Below are 19743 nucleotides of genomic sequence, written 5' to 3'. Positions count from 1 at the left end.
AGAGAAGCGGGTGATGGGAATCGAACCCACGTATCTAGCTTGGAAGGCTAGTGTTCTACCATTGAACTACACCCGCATTTCGCTGAAACGGTAATGTTGTTGTTACAGCAGTCGGGGTGACAGGATTCGAACCTGCGGCCTCCTGGTCCCAAACCAGGCGCTCTAGCCAAACTGAGCCACACCCCGCTGTTTTTCTTTATTCATTTGTGCTTCGTTGTCCGACGCAAGACATATTATATGGTAACCCACCCTAAATGTCAACACTTTTTTTCAATTTTTTTTGATTTTTTTTGAAAAAGTGATTTTTCAAGGTCAAAAAAGTTTCGCAAAGCCAGTAAAATCAAGGGTTTTCGGGGTTTTAACTTTTTTGAAAAAAGTTGAGATTTTTTTATAAAAAATGGGTTTTCGGAGTGGTTTTTATAATTTTTTGTAAAAAAATATTTTATTTACACAATAAAAAAATCTTAATTTTTTTACTTTTTTTCTCATATTTTTTGTGAGTCAAAATAAAATATCGTTTTATTTGTACTACTTTTTTTTATTTTTCATTTTAAATATTTTGATTTAGAACAGAAAAAGCCCAATTACGGTCAACTAAAATTTAGAGGATTCTTGACCTAATCTTAGAAAAATGTAATTACAGTCATATAATAACGCGGAAACTTTTGACTTAAACTTAGAAAAATACAATTACAATCAATTAAACATGAAAATTTGTTGATCTGAAACAGAGAAATTACAATAACAGTCAATTAGAAATAGAAGTATTCTTGACCCAAAATACAGAAAACAGAAATATGATCAACGTATAAAGCAATTATAGTTGACTATATTGAATAAAATTCCCAATTCCGGTCAATTTACATATACATATTTATTTTTCAACTTATCATTTCATATTTTTCCTTAATTTTGTTTAGAAAATAAGGTTACCGCAATCTTATATGCAGTAACCTCGCAAAAATCCATGCTCAAATAGTTTTATTATAGATACCTGATCTCTACCTGAGGCGCTTTCCCCTGTTCCAGCTCCATAACCGCATAGCTCGGCCTGCGGCCGCGCTGGCGTGGATAGGTAAGACTTCCGGGATTGATCACGAGAATTCCGTCCTCTTCTTCGATCACAGGCGTATGCGTATGGCCGTACATGGCGATCTGACAGTTATCTTCTCTGGCTTTCTCCACAAGTCTGTCATGATTTCTGGACACAAAATAATAGTGTCCATGTGTGACAAGCATCTTATGTCCTTCCAGTGTAATTTCCTCTTCATGTGAAAGATCTGTAAAAAAGTCATTGTTCCCTGCAACAATGATGCATGGGCACTCTGCCAGGGCTTCAATAAAAATTTCTCTGCCTTCCACATCTCCACAATGGATCAGATAATCAAAAGGAGCCTCCCTAAGTACTGCCTCTTCCAGATTCTCATCTCGTCCATGAGTATCGCTGACAATCAGTACCTTCATTGCAGTTCTTCCTTTATGGCACGTAATGCCTTGCCTCTGTGACTGATCTTATTCTTTTCTTCCATAGAAAGTTCGGCTGATGTGCATCCATACTCCGGCAGATAGAAGATCGGATCATAACCAAAGCCGTTCTCACCCTTCTCTTCGTAGCCAATACGGCCTTCCATTGTTCCACGTACTGTTTTTACACTTCCGTCCGGAAAAGCGGCTGCAACAGCGCATACGAACCTTGCAGTGCGTTTCTCGTCCGGCACACCATTCAGGCGTTCGATCAGATTTGCATTTTTGATGCGGTAGGAGGTGTCCTCACCCATATAACGTGCAGAATAGATTCCAGGTTCTTTATTCAGATAATCAATCTCAAGACCGGAATCATCCGCCAACGTGATCTCTCCTGTCATTTCACAGATGGTTTTAGCCTTGATCGTGGCATTTTCCTCAAATGTAGAACCATCTTCTACGATATCAGCATGAATCCCTGCTTCTTTCATGGAAACAACCTCTACATCCATATCTGCAAGGATTTCGCGGATTTCTTTCATTTTATCCTGATTTCCAGTGGCAAAAATTATTTTTTTCATAATTTCTATTATGTCCTCTGTTTTACAAATTTTATGTTGTTACATTTTCCTGTGCCAGAATTTTATCTGCTGTTTATTTCTGGTTTTTCTTCGGTGGACGCGGTCCAAGGAACTGATAATAATAGGTTTTCAGCATTCCGTTATAAATTTTACGGTTCTTGTCTGCTTTTCTTCCAATATCGTTCTCTGCTTTATCATAAGATGTGATCAGATACATAGACCATTTGTCCAGTCTTGCATAGCTTTCCCCGATTTCTCTGTAAAGCTGTGCCAGATTTTCTTTCTCTTCCAGTCGTTCCCCGTATGGCGGATTTGTAATAATAAATCCATATGGTTTCGGATGGCGGAGATCTTTTACCGGGCGCTGCTGGAAATGGATCAGCTTGTCTACTCCTGCCATCTTTGCATTTGCACGGGCAGCTTTCAGTGCCTCCGGATCAATGTCAAAGCCCTGGATATCTGTATCAATGTTAAGGTTTATTCTGTCCTGTGCTTCTTCATTGGCATCATACCAGCATTTACGTGGAACCAGATGCTTCCAGTCCTCTGCAAGGAAAGAACGATTCATTCCAGGTGCAATATCCGCTGCCATCATAGCCGCCTCGATCGGGAAAGTACCGCTGCCACAGAACGGATCCACCAGGATTCTGTCTTTATTCCATGGAGTGAGCATGATCAGTGCAGAAGCCAGTGTCTCTGTGATCGGTGCCTTTACAGTCATCTTACGGTAACCTCTCTTGTGCAGAGAAACTCCTGATGTATCAATACCGATAGTTGCCACATCTTTCATAAATGCCACACGGATCGGGAAACTTGCACCGTCTTCCTCAAACCAGGATACCCCGTATACGCCCTTCAGACGCTCTACAATGGCTTTTTTCATAATAGACTGAATATCTGACGGGCTGAACAGTTTACTCTTCACAGAATTGGCTTTAGCCACCCAGAATTTGCCATCTTTCGGAATATAATTCTCCCACGGAAGGGCTTTGGTCTTCTCAAAGAGTTCGTCAAAGGTTTCTGCCTTCACTTCTGCTACTTTCAGCAGGATTCGTTCTGTAGAACGAAGGAATACATTCGCATCTGCGATTCCCTGGGCATCTGCCTCAAAAGTTACTTTGCCGTCCTCTACCTTGGTGATCTCATATCCCAGATCAAGGATCTCTCGTTTCAGTACTGCTTCCATGCCAAAATGGCAGGGTGCGATCAGTTCAAATTTTTCCATTCTTTATCCTCTCTAATTATATACAGTGATATGCCAGAACTACTGCTGTTCCAACATATGAACAATATCCAGACACTTTCCTTTCAGGTGGATCTCAACGCCCCACTGTCTGTTCTTACCTGAATATCTTTCCTTCTTTTTAAAGGTCAATACTCTTTACGATATTTCCTTCAAAGTCCTTAATCGTAAACACACCATCCTCAAAAATTGCATACGTAGGCGGGTTTCCCTCTTTCGGGATAGATACAGAGCCTGGATTCAGGATCACATAGCCTTCTTTTCGCTCTGCTCTGAGCACATGAGTATGGCCATGGATCAGAATATCTCCTTCCTGGATTGGCGGCAGATTGTTTTCATTATAGACATGTCCATGTGTGGCATAGAAAGTTCTTCCATCCAGATTTAAGATGCAGTAATCTGCCATTACAGGAAACTGCAGTACCATCTGATCCACTTCTGCTTCGCAGTTTCCACGTACCGCATAAATTTCTTTCTTCATCTCATTGAGCATGGCGATAACTTCCTTCGGTGCATATTCCTTAGGAAGATCATTTCTCGGTCCATGATAAAGCAGATCGCCCAGCAGTACCAGGCGTTCTGCCTTTTCTTCTTTATAAGCATCCAGCGTCTTTCTGCAATAATATGCAGAACCATGGACATCTGACGCAAACATATATTTCATGATTTTGTGTCTCCTTTTTTATAGTTTGTATTTTAGTAACTATTCAGCAGTCTACTGTGAAGATACTGAACAGTTACGTTTTTTGTTTCATTTGCATGCCGCCTTTTCTCTTACATCACACAGTTTCCCGGTGCTGTATGAAACATAGCTGTGTCTCGTATTGCATTCCACAATATTTTTCAGCATTGCAGGATCTGTTTCTGTTATCAGAAACAGAAAAATCTGCCTGTAAACAGCTATATACACCTTATCATGCTTATGGCGAAATTACAAGATTTCTTCCCCGATATGCTTCAAAACCGCCGATCACTGACCGGGTGCGGTATCCAAGTTTTGCAAGCTGACGTGCAAGGCGCAGGCTTGCCCCGCCTCTGTCACAGTAAAGTACCAGTGTTTTCCCCCTGGGAAATGAAGTATATTCGTCAATCTCTGCGTATGGCATATTCACTGCTCCTTTTACATGGCTGTGTACATAGGATTCTCTTTCGCGCAGATCTATGATCAATGCGTCCCTGCGGTCCACATAATAATCCAGCATTTTTGCAGAAATCGTTTCCACTGGAAACATGGCAGACTCCTTTTTGTTATATCATATGTAAAAAAATATAAATTGCCAGCGGAATGAATCCGCTGGCAGAAAAAACTTAATATTCGTTTTCCTCTGAAGTATAAGACTGAGAAGTTTTATTTTTCATCTTATTTTTTGTCTTATCTTTGTAATCTGTCTCATTCTTGCTTCTCAGATTATCGGTATGGTTCATTTCATTTCCATAGGTATTTTTGCTGGATGTCTCTGTGTAATTTTTGCTGTTTCTGCTTTCAGATTCGTAATTTTTTGCCATTATTTTATTCCTCCTGATGCATTTTGTACGCCCACATCTTCTGAAAGTCCCAGAAGAATTCAGGCACTTTTGCAACGCACTTCATTACTGAATGTGCTTCACATTGACTATTATCCCAAAAACACGGGGGAATATTCATCAAAATATGTTGCTTTTTTCACCAAGCTATATTATAATCATACCTGTAAAAAGAATTTACCCTTCAAAAATTTTTTTTACATAAACCCCTTATTTAATTATTTATACTCCCCTCGAAAGTCCTGGTAGCTCCCCTACCGGGGCTTTCTTTTTGTCTTCATAAAAGAACCCTGCCCGAAGGGTCTTTGAACAGCAAAAAAGCAGCATTGCCGGCCTCATGGCTTACAATGCTGCTTTATCTGTTATATTTTTCTTTTCCCTTTCAGTTTCATACGCGCCAGCGAACGATTTGCTTCTCGGTGTTTCCAACGAACATTGCTGTTACTCTCCTCGTATGACTTGATAGGGATATTCTACAGTGTTTATCATGGTTCTTCAATATGTGGCAAAAAATGTGGCGAACTTTTTGTCCACATATTTTCACCAGATCAAAGAGTCAGAAAACTCTTCCATATTACCAGATTTTAGATTCTACTGCTGCCTTTTCGATAGAAAGACCCTTCATATAGCTATCCATAAATGCATTGAATCCTGCTACACCTTCCGGCTTCGGATCCAGTGTGCTGCTTTCCTGGTCTGCAAATACTTTCTTGTCAAGGAATGCTTCCAGAGTTTCACCTTCTTCTTTATTTACAAGATAAGAAGCCAGAAGTGCGATTCCCCATGCACCGCCTTCACCTGCAGTGGCCATTACGGATACCGGTGCATTTACAGCATCTGCAAGGATTTGCTGTCCGACACCTTTTGTCTTAAATAATCCGCCGTGTCCGAGGAGACGGTCTACTTTTACATTCTCTTTTTCAAACAGAAGGTTCAGACCTACTCTCATAGCGCCAAGGCATGTATACAGATTGGTTCTCATAAAGTTTGCAAGGTTGAATTTGCTCTCTGGGGAACGAACGAATAACGGACGACCTTCTTCGAATCCTGTCATATGCTCGCCTGAGAAGTAGCAGTAAGACAGAAGTCCACCACAATCCGGATCACCTTCCAGAGCTTTGTTATAAAGGGTTCCGAAGAGTTTGTTCATATCTACTTCCATACCCATAGCTTCTGCAAATTCCTTAAATACATTTACCCATGCATTCAGGTCTGAAGTACAGTTGTTGGAATGAGCCATAGCTACCAGATGTCCGGACGGAGTCGTAACCATGTCGATTTCTTTATATGGTCTGGAAAGTTCTTTTTCCAGAACGATCATCGCAAATACAGATGTACCTGCGGAAACATTACCTGTACGAACTGCAACACTGTTTGTTGCAACCATACCGGTTCCAGCATCACCTTCCGGAGGACACATTGGAATTCCGGCTTTCAGTTTGCCTGTTACATCGAGAAGTTTCGCACCTTCTTCTGTAAGGACACCAGCATCTTCACCTGCAACAAGTGCTTTCGGCATAATGTCACGGAGTTTCCATGAAAATCCGTAAGGAGCTACCAGTTCATCAAATTTATCAACCATTTCCTGGTTGTAATCTGCTTTTGTGGTGTCGATTGGGAACATACCTGCTGCATCACCGATTCCCAGAACTCTCTTACCAGTCAGTTTCCAGTGAACATAAGCTTCCAGAGTTGCAATATAATCGATATCTTTTACATGTTCTTCTCCATTAAGGATCGCCTGGTACAGATGAGCAATACTCCATCTCTGAGGAATATTGTAGTTAAACAGTTCCATCAGTTTCTCGCTTGCTTCGCCTGTAATATTATTTCTCCATGTACGGAATGGTACAAGAAGTTCTCCCTCTTTGTTGAATGGCATATATCCATGCATCATGGCACTGACGCCGAATGCACCTACGGATTCCAGTTCTACGTCATATTTTGCTTTTACATCTTTTGCCATATCCTGATAGCAGTCCTGGATACCTGTCCAGATATCTTCCAGACTGTATGTCCAGACACCGTTCTCATAGCGGTTCTCCCACTCATGTGCGCCGGAAGCGATCGGCTGATTTTTGTCATCTACAAGTACTGCTTTGATTCTGGTAGAACCAAATTCAATACCAAGTGCTGTTTTGTTCGCAAGAATTGCTGCTTTTGCTTCTGCTGCTCCCATTTTATGTACCTCCCTGTTTCACTGTCATTTTTATTACGGATTATCTGATAAACCGTAATCGTTTATGCGATATACCCTAATAAGTATTATCGCATTTCTTTTATGGTTTTACCATAGAATTTTTTGACTGTTTTAACGTACTTTTTTTACATTTTTAGGGCTGCCATTTCAGGCAGTTCAATGAATTCATTGTTTCAGTCCCAGCCTGATATGGCAGCCTCCATATTAATTGCAAAATTTATTATTTTCTGAATGCAAGTTCATTCCATCTCAGTTCGTTCTTGAAGTCACGGATGTTTGTATCTTTGTCAATGTAAACAGCTTCAATACCCATTGCTGCTGCCCAGTCACCCATCTGCTCTGCTGTCAGGTCATAAGTAAATGCTGTATGATGAGCGCCACCTGCAAGGATCCATGCTTCTGCACCTGTCTTAAGATTTGGCTGTGGTGTCCAGAATGCGCTTCCTACAGGAAGTTTTGGCATCGGTTTCTCAACTTTCTTACACTCTACATCGTTGATGATCAGACGGAAACGATCGCCAAGGTCGATCAGGGATGTTGCGATAGCCGGACCTGTCTTACTTGTGAATACAAGTCTTGCAGGATCTTCTCTGTCACCCATGGAAAGTGGGCAAACTTTAATGCCGATCTTGCCATCTGCAACAGACGGGCAAACCTCAAGCATATGAGACTGAAGGATTCCTTCTTTTCCAGGTACAAAGTTATATGTATAATCTTCCATCATGGAAGTTCCTTTTGCATCTTTCATTCCGGCTGTCATAATCTTCATCAGACGAACCATTGCTGCTGTCTTCCAGTCACCTTCTGCACCGAATCCATAACCTTTTTCCATAAGTCTCTGGATTGCAAGTCCAGGAAGCTGCTGCAGAGCACCCAGGTCACCGAAGTGTGTAACGATTGCCTGATAATTCTTTTCTTCCAGGAATTTCTCAAATCCGATTTCAATCTGAGCCTGAACTGCTACGTGACGTTTGAATTCTTCCGGATCTCTTCCCTCGAGAATGATATCGTATTTGCTGTAGTATTCATCTACTAATGCATCAACATCGCCCTTAGCTACGTCTTTTACATAATCAGCGATCTCATTTACAGGATAAGCATCAACTTCCCATCCGAATTTGATCTGTGCCTCTACTTTATCACCTTCTGTAACAGCTACGTTTCTCATGTTATCAGCTACACGGCATACACGGATGTGGCTGCTTTCCATAATACCAACTGCTGTACGCATCCAGGAAGCAAGTTTTTCCTGAACTTCTTTATCTGCCCAGTGACCAACGATAACTTTTCTCTCGATTCCCATTCTGGTAACAATGTGACCATATTCACGGCCGCCGTGTGCAGACTGGTTCTCGTTCATGAAATCCATATCAATGGTATCATAAGGAATTTCTTCATTAAACTGTGTATGCAGATGGCAAAGTGGCTTTCTGTATTCTTTCAGACCAAGGATCCAGGATTTTGCCGGTGAGAAAGTATGCATCCATGTAATAACACCTGCGCAGTCCTCATCTTCATTTGCCTCATTAAATGTTTTACGGATCAGTTCGTTTGTGATCAGGGTTGGTTTCCATACAAGTTCAAATGGAAGAACACCGCTCTTGTTTAATTCTTCAACAATAATTTTGGAATGCTCTGCAACTTTTCTTAAGCATTCATCTCCGTAAAGATCCTGTGAACCTGTGCAAAACCAAAACTTATAGTTTCTTCCTGTTTTCATGATAAAATTCCTCCTGAATTTTTATTTATTTTTCAGATCCCGCATCTGCTGTCTTAAACAGACCCCGCCATGCTCCGACCTGTACATTTACCTGTTATACCTGCTACGACTCTTGATTCAGACTATCCTCTGACTCATTGTCTTCTCAATCTGCTTTTCTGCATGAACCCCGAATGATCAGTTCCGGATGGATCAGTCTCTCGACTTTACTTTCCTCCTCTGGAACTCTATTGATCTTTTCCAGAATCAGTTCTGCTGCCATCTCTCCCAGTTTCTCCTGTGGATGTGCGATTGTAGTGATCCCGTTTCCACGCTGTGCATACAGAGAATTATCATAACCTGTGATGGAAATGTCTTCCGGTATCCTGACTCCCAGTTTCTCCAGCTCCTCCATAACCTGAACTGCGATCTGGTCATTATAGCAGACGATTCCATCCGGAAGCTGTCCACTCTGTACCATCTCTTTCGCCATCAACGCAGGTTTTACTTTTCTGTCCTCTGTGTGAAACCAGACAACATCATCCGGATTGTAAGAAATCCCCGCCTCCTGCAGTGCCCTGACATAGCCTTTATGTCTTTCCAGTCCCTGCATATCATCCGCTTTAAAGAAGCCTTTGATCCTGCGGTGCCCCAGATCCAGCAGATACTTCGTCACAAGATAGCCACCCTGAGCATCATCCATCAGAATATGAGGTTTCTCTCTCATTTCAGAATAAATCCCCTGGATGAATACATACGGTATCTCAAACTTGTCCAGATTCTGGTAAAGATTTCTGTGCTTACAGACCATCTCACTTTTACTCGGCTCAATGATCAGACCATCGATATCTTTTTTCAGAAGTTCTTCCAGACATCTTGCTTCTTTCTGTCTGCTGTTTGCAGTGTTCTTCAGAATAATGCTGTAACCACTTTCCGAAAGAACATTATCCATTCCCTGTATCAGTCTTGGAAAAATATAATCGGAAATATATGTGGTAACTACTGCAATGTTCTTTGATTTCTTTATATGGCGCATATTCTCAGAACAGTAAGTCCCTTTTCCGTGAAATGCCTCCACATATCCGTCCTGTTCCAGAATTCCCAGTGCTTTGCGGACTGTATGTCTGCTCAGAGAATACTTCTGTGAAAGTTCGTTTTCTGAAGGAAGCTTTTCTCCCGGCCGGATAGCTCCTGATACGATATCATTTCTGAGCTGTTCCATCAGTGAGAAATATTTAGGCTTTCCATTATCTGTCATGTCTTCTTCCCTCCTGTTCTTAGGATACAACTTGTACGGTCATACGAACAAGTTGTTTTTTATGCATAAATTATACAAAATATCAGGGAAGTTTTCATTACTTTTTTCCAAATCATAACTTGGAATAGTCAAGTGGATAAAATCATTCGCCTCACAATTGAAGCTGGAAACTTACTTGGTTTAATTAAAATCCAGATAGATAATTGGCTTTATTCCCCCATAAACCGGCATTTTCGTCACTCAGTTTCCAGCATTTCATAACAAGTTCCATGTACTGCCATACGTATTTCCTTATCCAGACGGGAATTGCAGGTAATCAGAGTTACTATCGGCCTTGATGCATCCGGTTTTATCCCTGTATCGTACATGGAATTGTTTTTCAATTCCTGCAGTTGTAACTTGTATGCAGGACTTGATAATTCGTACCCACATACAAATGCTGCACTCTGAGACGATGCCTGCTCCACGGAAAAAATCCTGTACAGAAACTTCCTTTCCGGAGTTGTAATCTCTATCTGCGGACACTTTTTCAGAAATTCTGGCTGTTCATAACGGTTTAAATTGGCAAACATCATGTTTCCTTCTATATTATGCCCATATAATATGCTGTGAGAGTCTGTCAGGTCTTTCTTATTATTATGTTCCAGAAAAATACATCCAAACAAATCCTCTTCTTTCTTAAAATTATGTTTCAGATAATATTCATCATCCGTCCCCTGCACCACAGGATAAGAAATATCAGCTCCCGGAATGGTAATCCAGGAAACCACCTGGGAGTTGATCTTTCTTAGATTTTCCCAGGAAATCCCAAAGGATTCCCTGATCTTATCTGCATGGCTGTTATGTTTCTTATTGCTCTGTTTCCTATTTTCAGAATTATTCCTGTTGTTTTCTTTCGTGCTTTTTTGTGTTGTTCTTTCTCTTTCCTGAAAAGTATGCTCTGCATCTTCGCTCTGTATTTCCGCAATCTGGAAAATTTCTTCATAATCCCTTTTTGCAGCGAGATTCTGTTCATAACTTCTTATATAAAAACTGCCGCAATACACAAGAAGTCCTACTGCCGCCACGACCATACTTATGGCAAAAGTTCTGAGTTTCCTCATTTCCGCATAATACCTTTTCTACCGGAACCGGACTTTCTGAAAATCATCACACCAGCACCAAGCAGAATAAGTCCAAGCAATCCAAGAACTGCCATTGCCTTAAATGGTCTGGTATCTCCTGTCTTAGAACTTCCTGCTGTATAGCCGGACTGATAGCTTCCGTATCCGGAACCTCCTGAAGAATATCCTCCCGAATTTCCAGATCCACTGGTTCCTGAATTACCGCCGGCACTGTTGCCACTTCCATTTCCGGAATTGCCGTTGTTTCCATTATTTGATGCAGAAGGTGTCTTTGTCGGCACCTGTGTCAATTTCGGACAAGTTCCCGGCGTAGACGGAGTTGGTGTAGCTTTCGGTGTTTCTGTTGGTTTTGGTGCTTCCGTTGGTTTCGGTGTTTCCGTCGGCTTCGGTGTTTCTGTTGGCACCGGTGTCTCTGTCGGCTTTGGTTCTGCCTTTACATATACCTCCTGCTGTGTCGATACTTCCGGTGCAAGATTTCCTCTTGCCTTCGCTGTATTTACAACTTTCTCGTTTTCTGCGCTCTCAGTTTCAAATACCACTTCATAACAAACTTCAATCTTATCCATGTCAGACAGAGAAGTTCCTGTATCAATCAGAAATCCTGTATCTGTCGCTTCTATTTTGATATCTTTTAGCTCTACACCATTCTTTTTCACAAAAATATTATCTCTTACCAGAGAAGCTCCTTTTGTTTCAATCGTATCTTCAATCACAATATTCTGATCAGAAATATCTTCCCGAAGCTGCCTTACTGTCAGTTTATAATATCCTTTCTCTCCGGAAGCATATTCCTTCTTATCAGATTCTTTGACAATTTCCAATACCGGACTATGTACCTGTACTTCTGTCTCACCTGTTGCCGGAATGTTCTCATTGCTGTCTGCAGTTGCAGTGTTATGGATTGTCTGACCTGCCAGCGCAGTGTCAATAACTGCTGCCTGATATTCCACGATCATACTCTTCTGTTCCTGACAGTCCAGAGGATTGTACATAACCTGCTCAACAATTCCACCTCTGTCATTGTCACAAATACTGTATCTTGCATCCTTAATAAGTGCTTTTCCCGTTGACAACAGAAATGTATTGTCATCGTTGACCTGTACATCTGCATCTGTTACATTTCCCTTCTCATCCATAAGAATTACAGAATCCTTCAGAAGGCGCACTCCAGGAGTATCCAGCACATCATAGACTGTCACATTCCTTGCCACGCAGCCGGTCTGCTCCTGTGTCAGCATAATGCGGTATGTAATAATATCTCCATATTTATAGGACGGTTTATCTGCAGTCTTTTCTACCTTAAGAACAGGCGAGTTTACCCAGATTTTTGTGGTATCTTTCACCGGCTGTGCATTGTCTGCGCGTGCCTGTGCAGTATTTACAATTTCCAGACCATTTACACTCTCCTGAACAGTACAGTGGAAGTTAACTGTTACAGGTGTCTGATACGGAAGATCTGAAACAGTTACGATCCAGCCGGTTCCCTGACGTGTGATCTGACAGTTCACAGGCTTTTCTACTGTTTCATTATAATTATCCGGATCCAGCTGATTTCCCGCATCATCTGTTCCCGCCACAGGATTCTGGATCACTGCCGGTACCCCGTTGACTGTAACTGCCCCTTCTTCTCCGTCCAGTGCAAGTCCTTCCGGCAGAGAAAGATCACTGATCACAAGATTTCTGGCAATAGACCCTTTCTGAAGATTGTTCACTGTAACCTGATAGTTTACCTGTTCTCCAACACGGAACTCATTCTCTACACGTCCGTCACCGGCTGCCAGATATGGATTCTGGAAAGTTTTCTCCACTGAAAGAACAGCCGTGTTCACATATACTTCTGCATCATCCTGTGCTGCCGGTGCATTCTGTGCCTGCACATTGGCAACATTGATACTCTCCATTCCATTTGCCTCCTCCGTAACTGTACAGAGGAAAGAAATCATAACCGGAGTATATGCCGGAAGATCTGAAATATTCAGTCTCCATCCGCTTCCTTCCTGAAGGAATTCATAATTTACCGTTTTCTCAGATGTTTCATTATAAAATTCCGGATTCAGCTGATTCGGAACATCTTCTATTCCTGCCACAGGCTGCGTGATGGTCTGTGGGATTCCACTGACAGATACATCCTCTGCTGAAACCAGAGCAAGGCCTGCCGGCATCTGGGTATCCCAGATCGTTACATTTCTGGCGATAGTACCTTCTCTTTTATTCTCCACAAGAACATTGTACTGAACCTGTTCACCCACCTGCCATTCATAATGGTCTGCTGTTTTCTCAATCCAAAATTCTCCGGAATTAACGTACACTTCCGCATCATCTGTCTGTTCATCTGCGTTAGATGCCTTTACTGACGCGGCATTCACGCTTTCATGTCCATTTGCTTCTTCCTGTACGATACAATGAAAAATAAGTGTCACAGGCTGGCTGTACGGCAGATAGGAACAGTAAAAAGCAAAACCATTTCCGCCCGCATCCAGACGAGATTCTACCTGTCTGGTCTCAAATGCCTGTCCACTCTTTTTATCCGGTAACGGATAATTGATCTGCTGTGAAACTCCCAGCACCTCTACACTCTGAGCACCATCTGCAAGTACCAGTCCCTGCGGCAGGCCGATATCCGTGATATTTACATCTCTGGCAATGGTTCCCGCAGTCACGTTATTTACCACAATCCGGTATGCTACCTGTTCACCAGTCTGCCATTCATACTTATCCGCTGTTTTATCAATCTCAAGCTGCGGACTGTTTGTCCATACTTCTGCCATATCCTTGCGGGATTCCTGTTCCCCACTTTCCGGATTAAGCAGATTATCTGCAGTAGCAGAAACAATATTCTCCCATTCCTGACCATTGGAGTTCTCAAGTGCCTGGCATTTAAATCGAATCGTTATCTTCTCTCCATATTTCAGGATCGGACACTCTGCCTTCCATCCATTTTCTCCCATTCGGTTAAGAGTGCAGACTTCCGCACCCTCACTTGTCTGTACAGAATACTGTCCATCCAGAAGCTTCAGACAGGATGGAATCTCATCAGTGATCACAACATTGACCGCACGCACGTCCTTCTTTGTCTGTGTAACGGAAACTTCATAATCCACCACATCTCCGATTTTCCACTCATACTGAGAAGTATTCTTCGTCACCTCAAGCTCCGGCGAAATTACACTCTTTACCCATACAGTTTCTGAATCCATGGTATCTCCGCTTCCATTTGTACGTTCATAACTCATAGAGGCATGATTCGGCACAAGAATCGTATATCCATCCTGTGCAAGGTATTTTGAAATATTTATTTCTGATTCCGGTTTCCTTTGTACTTTCAGAGTAAATGTATAAGTCTGATTATCTGTAAAATTCTCGTCCTGAAGACTCTCTGTTTTCGCACTGCAGGTAACTTTCTGCCCTTCAACCGCAATGTCAAACAGATCTGTCACTGTCTGCCCAATATCATTTGTAATACTAACTTTAGATGCATCTTCTATAGAAATGCAGTCCTCCAGTACATCCTGCACAACAAAAGATTTCAGCTTATTTGGCGTTACCTCTGCACGGATCATATACTGAAATTCTTTTCCCTGTCTGATCATAAATGGTGCATCTTTCGTTGCTGCCGACGCCTGATCCCAGGTACATCCGCTCTCTCCTACACGCTTCTCCGGTGCTTTCTTCATTTCAACATCACCGAAACAGTAAGAAGTAAAGTCAAAATACGCATATGCCTTGCAGTATTTCTGTCCTTTAAAAGTCTCACAGTAGCTCTTTCCTGACGGATCCAGATATTTATTTCTGGTATTCTCCGCCCATTTCTCCTGTGATCCTGCTTTGGCAATTCCGTCCTCACGGCTCTTATCCCATTTATCCAGACGGAACTGATGAACAAACTCTACTGTAAAATTATCCGTATTGTAAAACAGATTCAGCCATCCCTTCGGATCGTCCGGTTCTACAGACCCCAGTGGAGAAGTTACAGAATTTCCCTCTACTGTCAGATAATCATTATCTTTCAGCACATAGGCATTATCCAGATTGCAGTCGGACGGGATTCTGACTCCCTGTCCTGCATCAATATCGCGGATCGTTCCGTGCCCACTGATAGGAATCGTCTCCTCTGTGCCATGTTTCAGAAACTGAAATTTTACTTTCGCATAACCTACAGAATAGATAAATACGCCAATACTGTTCTTGGAGAATCCCACCATAGGATAAGCTTCGTTATCTTTCCACGCAAAAGTAGCACCGCCTTTATTCTGTACAATGGACTCGGCAGTACGCAGATCATAACGGGGTTCCGCATTCTCCACTCCCATAAGAATCAGACGGACATCTACGATATTTCCATTTCCATCCTTTCCTACATTATTGTAACGCATGCCTGCACTTCCAGCTTTATAGTCTGCCCCTACACGGACACACTCTGTATCACGTTCACTCTTTCCATTATCAGAAAAAGCTTCCCTGTCCAGATTGTCACAGCCAAAAGATTCATATGTTGTAATTCCGGGCTGAAACTTCATATTAAAGCGGTATCCATAATCTACCTTCTTATCCTCATCCCAGGTCTCAATCGACATGGATGCTGCCTGCGTAGTATGAACAGGCAAAAGACCCAAAACTGCCTGCAGAATAAAAAGCAATGCCATCAGCAAGGCCCCAAGGCGTTCTTTCCATTTTAAATTGTGTTTCATTTGCTGGCTCCTTTCCAAATAAAAAATATAAACATGAATGTGGGATTTTTCCCTGCACCTGGCAGGATTAGTGAGTAAAAAAAGATGGGATTTTTATAAGAATGTCAGAATGAAAGATATCTCTCTTTTGATCGAATAAGGCAAACAGATATTCGCAATTGAAACAGGAATTTATTTGATTCAGTTAAAATATATACTATAGTAATATTGGAAAAATTGAGAGTTCTGCACAGAACTCCTTAGAACATGTTTGAAAAAGGCTTTCTGCAAGATGTGCGTCACAATTTGTGGGAATGATTTTTCAAACATGCTCTGGTAAAAGTTCTGTACAGATTCCAGAAAAATATTCACGCTAAAACGCTAAATTAGTGATTCCGTTTCTTTAACCATGAAAGGAAAGAAAGAATAATTACAAGAATAATAAAGAAAGGAAGAACTGCTCCGATCACCAGAACAATAAGGATAATGGCAAGAACTGCCCCGATAATAACAACTGCCTTGCCCTGCCAGGTAGAAAGATCCAATACCTTCTTCCAGCGCTTCTCCGGCTGCCGTGGCTGTTCTGCTGTGTTGTCATATCCTCCATATGAGGAATATTCTCCGTAATCCTCCTGTGTACTTCCATCATCTGTATCGATCAGGGTCTTGGCAATCAGCCGCGGGTCTCCAAGTTCTTCAAGAACCTCACTCTCCGGTCTTCCACCACGCACCTGAGATTGTATATAATCTTCATAATATCTTATATGTGCCGCTGCCTTGCCTTCCTGCATATTTCCGGCAAGCTGTTCTCTAAGGATGTCCAAAAATTCTTTTCTATCCATGTCCTCAGTCTCCGTTTATTAATCTTTGTTACCTCTATTGGTAACTTCTCACAGTCTTATTGCTGAAGAGTTACCTTTATTGTTCTATATTCTACCATACTTTTTCTGAATGACAACTAATATAATCATTAATTTTTTATGAAATCCTTATAAACTCATTTCCTGATGCTCCCCCTTTATAATAGCTACATTCTGTTTATTTTTTAACATTTTCACTTTGTTTTAAATGAGAAACTCTTTCATTAAGGCGCTTATCTCTTGTCCTTTATTATTAAAATCACATAATTTTTGTCCAGATTATCTAATTTTTTTGACGTTTTGATGGAATTTTGTTGACATTTTTTTCTCAAAATGCTATATTGTATTCATCAATTGAAGGAACCTTCGAGTACTGGCGGAAAGAGTGGACTACAAACCACGGGGAGTCGGAGGTTTGTAAGAGCCGACCGTCTGGGCAGTATTTGAATCATTCAGATACTGGCCTTTTTTTATCTCGTAGAACAGTAATTATTTCATGACATGTTCTATAAACCGGCAGGCGCTTCCTTCAATGAATAAGTCTGTTACTGATCGTGAATTGAACAGTAACATAAGTTTTTCATGTTATGCGGAGACGAAAGGAGAAAAACATTATGGGATTCAAATCAGACATCGAGATTGCACAGGAATGCGAAATGCTTCCAATCACTCAGATTGCAGAGAAGGCAGGTATTGATGACAAATATCTGGAGCAGTACGGAAAATATAAAGCAAAAATCGACTACAATCTTCTGAAAGAAAGCGATAAAAAGGATGGAAAATTAATCCTTGTTACAGCTATCAACCCAACTCCTGCAGGCGAAGGTAAAACTACTACTACTGTAGGTCTTGCAGATGGTATGCAGCGACTTGGAAAGAGCGTTATGGTAGCTCTTCGTGAGCCATCCCTGGGACCGGTATTCGGTGTAAAAGGTGGTGCTGCCGGCGGCGGATATGCACAGGTAGTTCCGATGGAAGATATTAACCTTCACTTCACAGGTGACTTCCATGCAATCGGTGCAGCTAATAACTTACTTGCCGCTATGATCGACAACCATATCTTCCAGGGCAACGCATTAAACATTGACCCACGTAAGATCACATGGAGAAGATGTGTAGATATGAATGACCGTCAGCTTCGTAACGTAGTAGACGGCCTTGGCGGAAGAACAAACGGTATGCCTCGTGAAGACGGATACGACATCACTGTTGCATCTGAAATCATGGCAGTTCTCTGTCTTGCAAGCGATATCAAAGACCTGAAAGAAAGATTATCCAAGATCATCATCGGATATACATACGGTAAAGTTTCCGAGCAGAAACCGGTAACAGCTGGTGACCTCCACGCAGAAGGCGCTATGACAGCCCTGTTAAAAGATGCCCTGAAACCAAACCTTGTACAGACTCTGGAACATGTTCCGGCAATTGTACACGGCGGACCATTCGCAAACATCGCTCACGGATGTAACTCCGTAACAGCTACAAAGATGGCTATGAAACTTGCAGACTACGCCATCACAGAAGCCGGATTCGGTGCTGACCTCGGTGCTGAGAAATTCCTCGACATCAAATGCCGTATGGCAGGCTTAAAACCAAGCGCAGTTGTTATCGTAGCTACTGTACGTGCTCTGAAATACAACGGTGGCGTTGCGAAAGCCGACCTCAACAACGAGAACCTGGAAGCACTTGAGAAAGGTATCCCGAACCTGCTGAAACACGTTTCCAATATCAAGAACGTATACAAACTTCCATGTGTTGTTGCTATCAATGCATTCCCAACAGATACAAAAGCTGAACTTGACTTTGTTGAAGCTAAATGTAAAGAACTCGGCGTTAATGTTGCTCTTTCTGAAGTATGGGCAAAAGGCGGCGAAGGCGGAATCAAACTTGCAGAAGAAGTTCTCCGTCTCGTTGAAGAACCAAACGACTTTACTTATGCATATGAACTGGAAGGTTCTATCGAAGACAAACTGAACCAGATCGTTCAGAAAGTATACGGCGGCAAGAGAGTTGTCCTGACAGCAAACGCTCAGAAACAGGCAAAACAGTTAGAGGCTCTTGGATTCGGCAACTGCCCGATCTGTGTAGCTAAGACTCAGTACAGCTTAACAGACGATCAGACCAAACTTGGTGCTCCGACAGACTTCGAAGTTACAGTACGTAACCTGAAGATCTCCGCTGGTGCAGGATTCATCGTAGCCCTTACAGGCGAGATCATGACTATGCCAGGTCTGCCGAAAGTTCCGGCTGCTGAGAGAATCGATGTAGACGAGACAGGTAAGATCACAGGTCTGTTCTAATTTTACAGAAACTCAGATAATATTATAGAAATCATATTTATATATGATATGTGTCCAGACGATTTTACAGGCGGGAAGATTTCCCGCCTGTTTTTATATCCGTGTTTGAAAAGACTTTAAAGCACTTGCCACTAAAAATGCCGCCATAGTTTTTACCTACAGCAGCATTTTATCTTCATTTCTGAATTCACTTTTTGTTTCTATATGTAATACGCAAAATCCGCCGGATTTTAGAACAGTGACTTCATGGCCGGATACAGAGTTCTGAACTTCTGATATCTTTCTTCATATTTAGCTACCAGTTCCGGATCTGGTTCTACTGTATCTACAACTTTGGCAAATTTCTTACCGATCGTTTCTACGTCCGGGTAAGCGCCGCAGCCTACTGCTGCAAGCATAGCACCACCCATGGATGGTCCTTCTTCGTTTTCCAGAACGTCAACTTTCAGGTTCATAACATTTGCAATGATCTTTTTCCACAGTGGACTCTTAGCTCCGCCACCGCAGATCTTGGTTCTTTCGATCTTGATTCCAAGGCTTCTTGCAACCTCCAGAGAATCACGAAGTCCAAACGCAACACCTTCCAGAACAGCCTGGGTCATGTCAGCTCTTGTACTGTCCATGGACATTCCGAAGAATACACCTCTTGCATCAGGATTGTTGTGCGGAGAACGCTCTCCCATCAGATATGGAAGGAAAAATACATTGTTCTCACCGAGTTTCTGGATTGGAGCCTGCTCTGCGTTAAAATCTTTTGTCTGAAGGATTTCTTCTGCCCACCATTTGTTACAGGAAGCTGCGCTGAGCATACATCCCATCCTGT

General features: G+C 42.0%; 15 protein-coding genes, 2 tRNA genes and 1 riboswitch. Of the genes, 1 reads left to right on the top strand and 16 read right to left on the bottom strand.

Annotation, left to right across the window (positions count from 1 at the left end):
- Positions 1-5: 5 nt before the first annotated feature.
- From ACTNES_RS09640 to ACTNES_RS09570, 15 genes are all read right to left on the bottom strand, one after another.
- Positions 6-76, bottom strand: a tRNA-Gly gene (locus ACTNES_RS09640).
- A gap of 35 nt (positions 77-111) precedes the next feature.
- Positions 112-186: transfer RNA gene (locus tag ACTNES_RS09635), tRNA-Pro, on the bottom strand.
- Between the two features lie 798 nt (positions 187-984).
- A complete protein-coding gene (locus ACTNES_RS09630; RefSeq protein ID WP_291808371.1) occupies positions 985-1464 on the bottom strand; it encodes a metallophosphoesterase family protein in 480 nt (159 codons plus the stop codon).
- Positions 1461-2045, bottom strand: coding sequence for an XTP/dITP diphosphatase (locus ACTNES_RS09625; protein WP_216460988.1), 585 nt, complete (start codon positions 2043-2045; stop codon positions 1461-1463). The genes ACTNES_RS09630 and ACTNES_RS09625 overlap by 4 nt, the downstream gene beginning before the upstream one ends.
- 73 nt (positions 2046-2118) lie before the next feature.
- A complete protein-coding gene (locus ACTNES_RS09620) occupies positions 2119-3270 on the bottom strand; it encodes a THUMP domain-containing class I SAM-dependent RNA methyltransferase (RefSeq protein WP_441039184.1) in 1152 nt (383 codons plus the stop codon).
- A gap of 139 nt (positions 3271-3409) precedes the next feature.
- Positions 3410-3952: a phosphodiesterase gene (gene yfcE / locus ACTNES_RS09615; protein ID WP_291808366.1), complete on the bottom strand. Its 543-nt coding sequence runs from the start codon at positions 3950-3952 to the stop codon at positions 3410-3412.
- Between the two features lie 256 nt (positions 3953-4208).
- Positions 4209-4520 (bottom strand): rhodanese-like domain-containing protein, encoded by a 312-nt coding sequence (locus ACTNES_RS09610; RefSeq protein WP_216460991.1) that lies wholly within the window; start codon positions 4518-4520, stop codon positions 4209-4211.
- Positions 4521-4596: 76 nt separating this feature from the next.
- The gene (locus tag ACTNES_RS09605) at positions 4597-4794 is read right to left on the bottom strand and encodes a hypothetical protein (protein WP_291808362.1); all 198 of its coding nucleotides are present in this window, start codon (positions 4792-4794) and stop codon (positions 4597-4599) included.
- Between the two features lie 592 nt (positions 4795-5386).
- Positions 5387-6991 (bottom strand): xylulokinase, encoded by a 1605-nt coding sequence (locus tag ACTNES_RS09600; protein WP_295266259.1) that lies wholly within the window; start codon positions 6989-6991, stop codon positions 5387-5389.
- A gap of 241 nt (positions 6992-7232) precedes the next feature.
- The gene (araA, locus tag ACTNES_RS09595) at positions 7233-8732 is read right to left on the bottom strand and encodes an L-arabinose isomerase (RefSeq protein WP_291808356.1); all 1500 of its coding nucleotides are present in this window, start codon (positions 8730-8732) and stop codon (positions 7233-7235) included.
- Between the two features lie 145 nt (positions 8733-8877).
- Positions 8878-9969: a GntR family transcriptional regulator gene (locus ACTNES_RS09590; protein WP_291808354.1), complete on the bottom strand. Its 1092-nt coding sequence runs from the start codon at positions 9967-9969 to the stop codon at positions 8878-8880.
- A 236-nt stretch (positions 9970-10205) separates the two neighbouring features.
- Entirely contained in the window at positions 10206-11072 is an 867-nt protein-coding gene (srtB, locus tag ACTNES_RS09585; protein ID WP_291808351.1) for a class B sortase, read from the bottom strand.
- A complete protein-coding gene (locus ACTNES_RS09580; protein ID WP_441039183.1) occupies positions 11069-15781 on the bottom strand; it encodes an isopeptide-forming domain-containing fimbrial protein in 4713 nt (1570 codons plus the stop codon). The genes srtB and ACTNES_RS09580 overlap by 4 nt, the downstream gene beginning before the upstream one ends.
- Positions 15782-15977: 196 nt before the next feature.
- The gene (locus tag ACTNES_RS09575; RefSeq protein WP_441039187.1) at positions 15978-16076 is read right to left on the bottom strand and encodes a DUF6783 domain-containing protein; all 99 of its coding nucleotides are present in this window, start codon (positions 16074-16076) and stop codon (positions 15978-15980) included.
- A 70-nt stretch (positions 16077-16146) separates the two neighbouring features.
- The gene (locus ACTNES_RS09570; RefSeq protein WP_291808344.1) at positions 16147-16602 is read right to left on the bottom strand and encodes a DUF1700 domain-containing protein; all 456 of its coding nucleotides are present in this window, start codon (positions 16600-16602) and stop codon (positions 16147-16149) included.
- A 377-nt stretch (positions 16603-16979) separates the two neighbouring features.
- Positions 16980-17065, top strand: a riboswitch (ZMP/ZTP riboswitch).
- Between the two features lie 169 nt (positions 17066-17234).
- Between ACTNES_RS09570 and ACTNES_RS09565 the strand changes: the two genes are divergently transcribed.
- Positions 17235-18920: a formate--tetrahydrofolate ligase gene (locus ACTNES_RS09565; protein WP_291807709.1), complete on the top strand. Its 1686-nt coding sequence runs from the start codon at positions 17235-17237 to the stop codon at positions 18918-18920.
- Between the two features lie 230 nt (positions 18921-19150).
- On the opposite strand, the gene ACTNES_RS09560 is transcribed toward ACTNES_RS09565, so the two are convergent.
- The coding region (locus ACTNES_RS09560; RefSeq protein ID WP_441039182.1) for an FGGY-family carbohydrate kinase at positions 19151-19743 on the bottom strand (593 nt) is incomplete at its 5' end.

The sequence above is a fragment of the Blautia sp. HCP3S3_D9 genome (genome assembly GCF_052063845.1).
Taxonomy (GTDB): Bacteria; Bacillota; Clostridia; order Lachnospirales; family Lachnospiraceae; genus Blautia_A.
The sequence above is the reverse complement of the archived record's forward strand: the minus strand, read 5'-3'. Positions and strand labels throughout refer to the sequence as shown.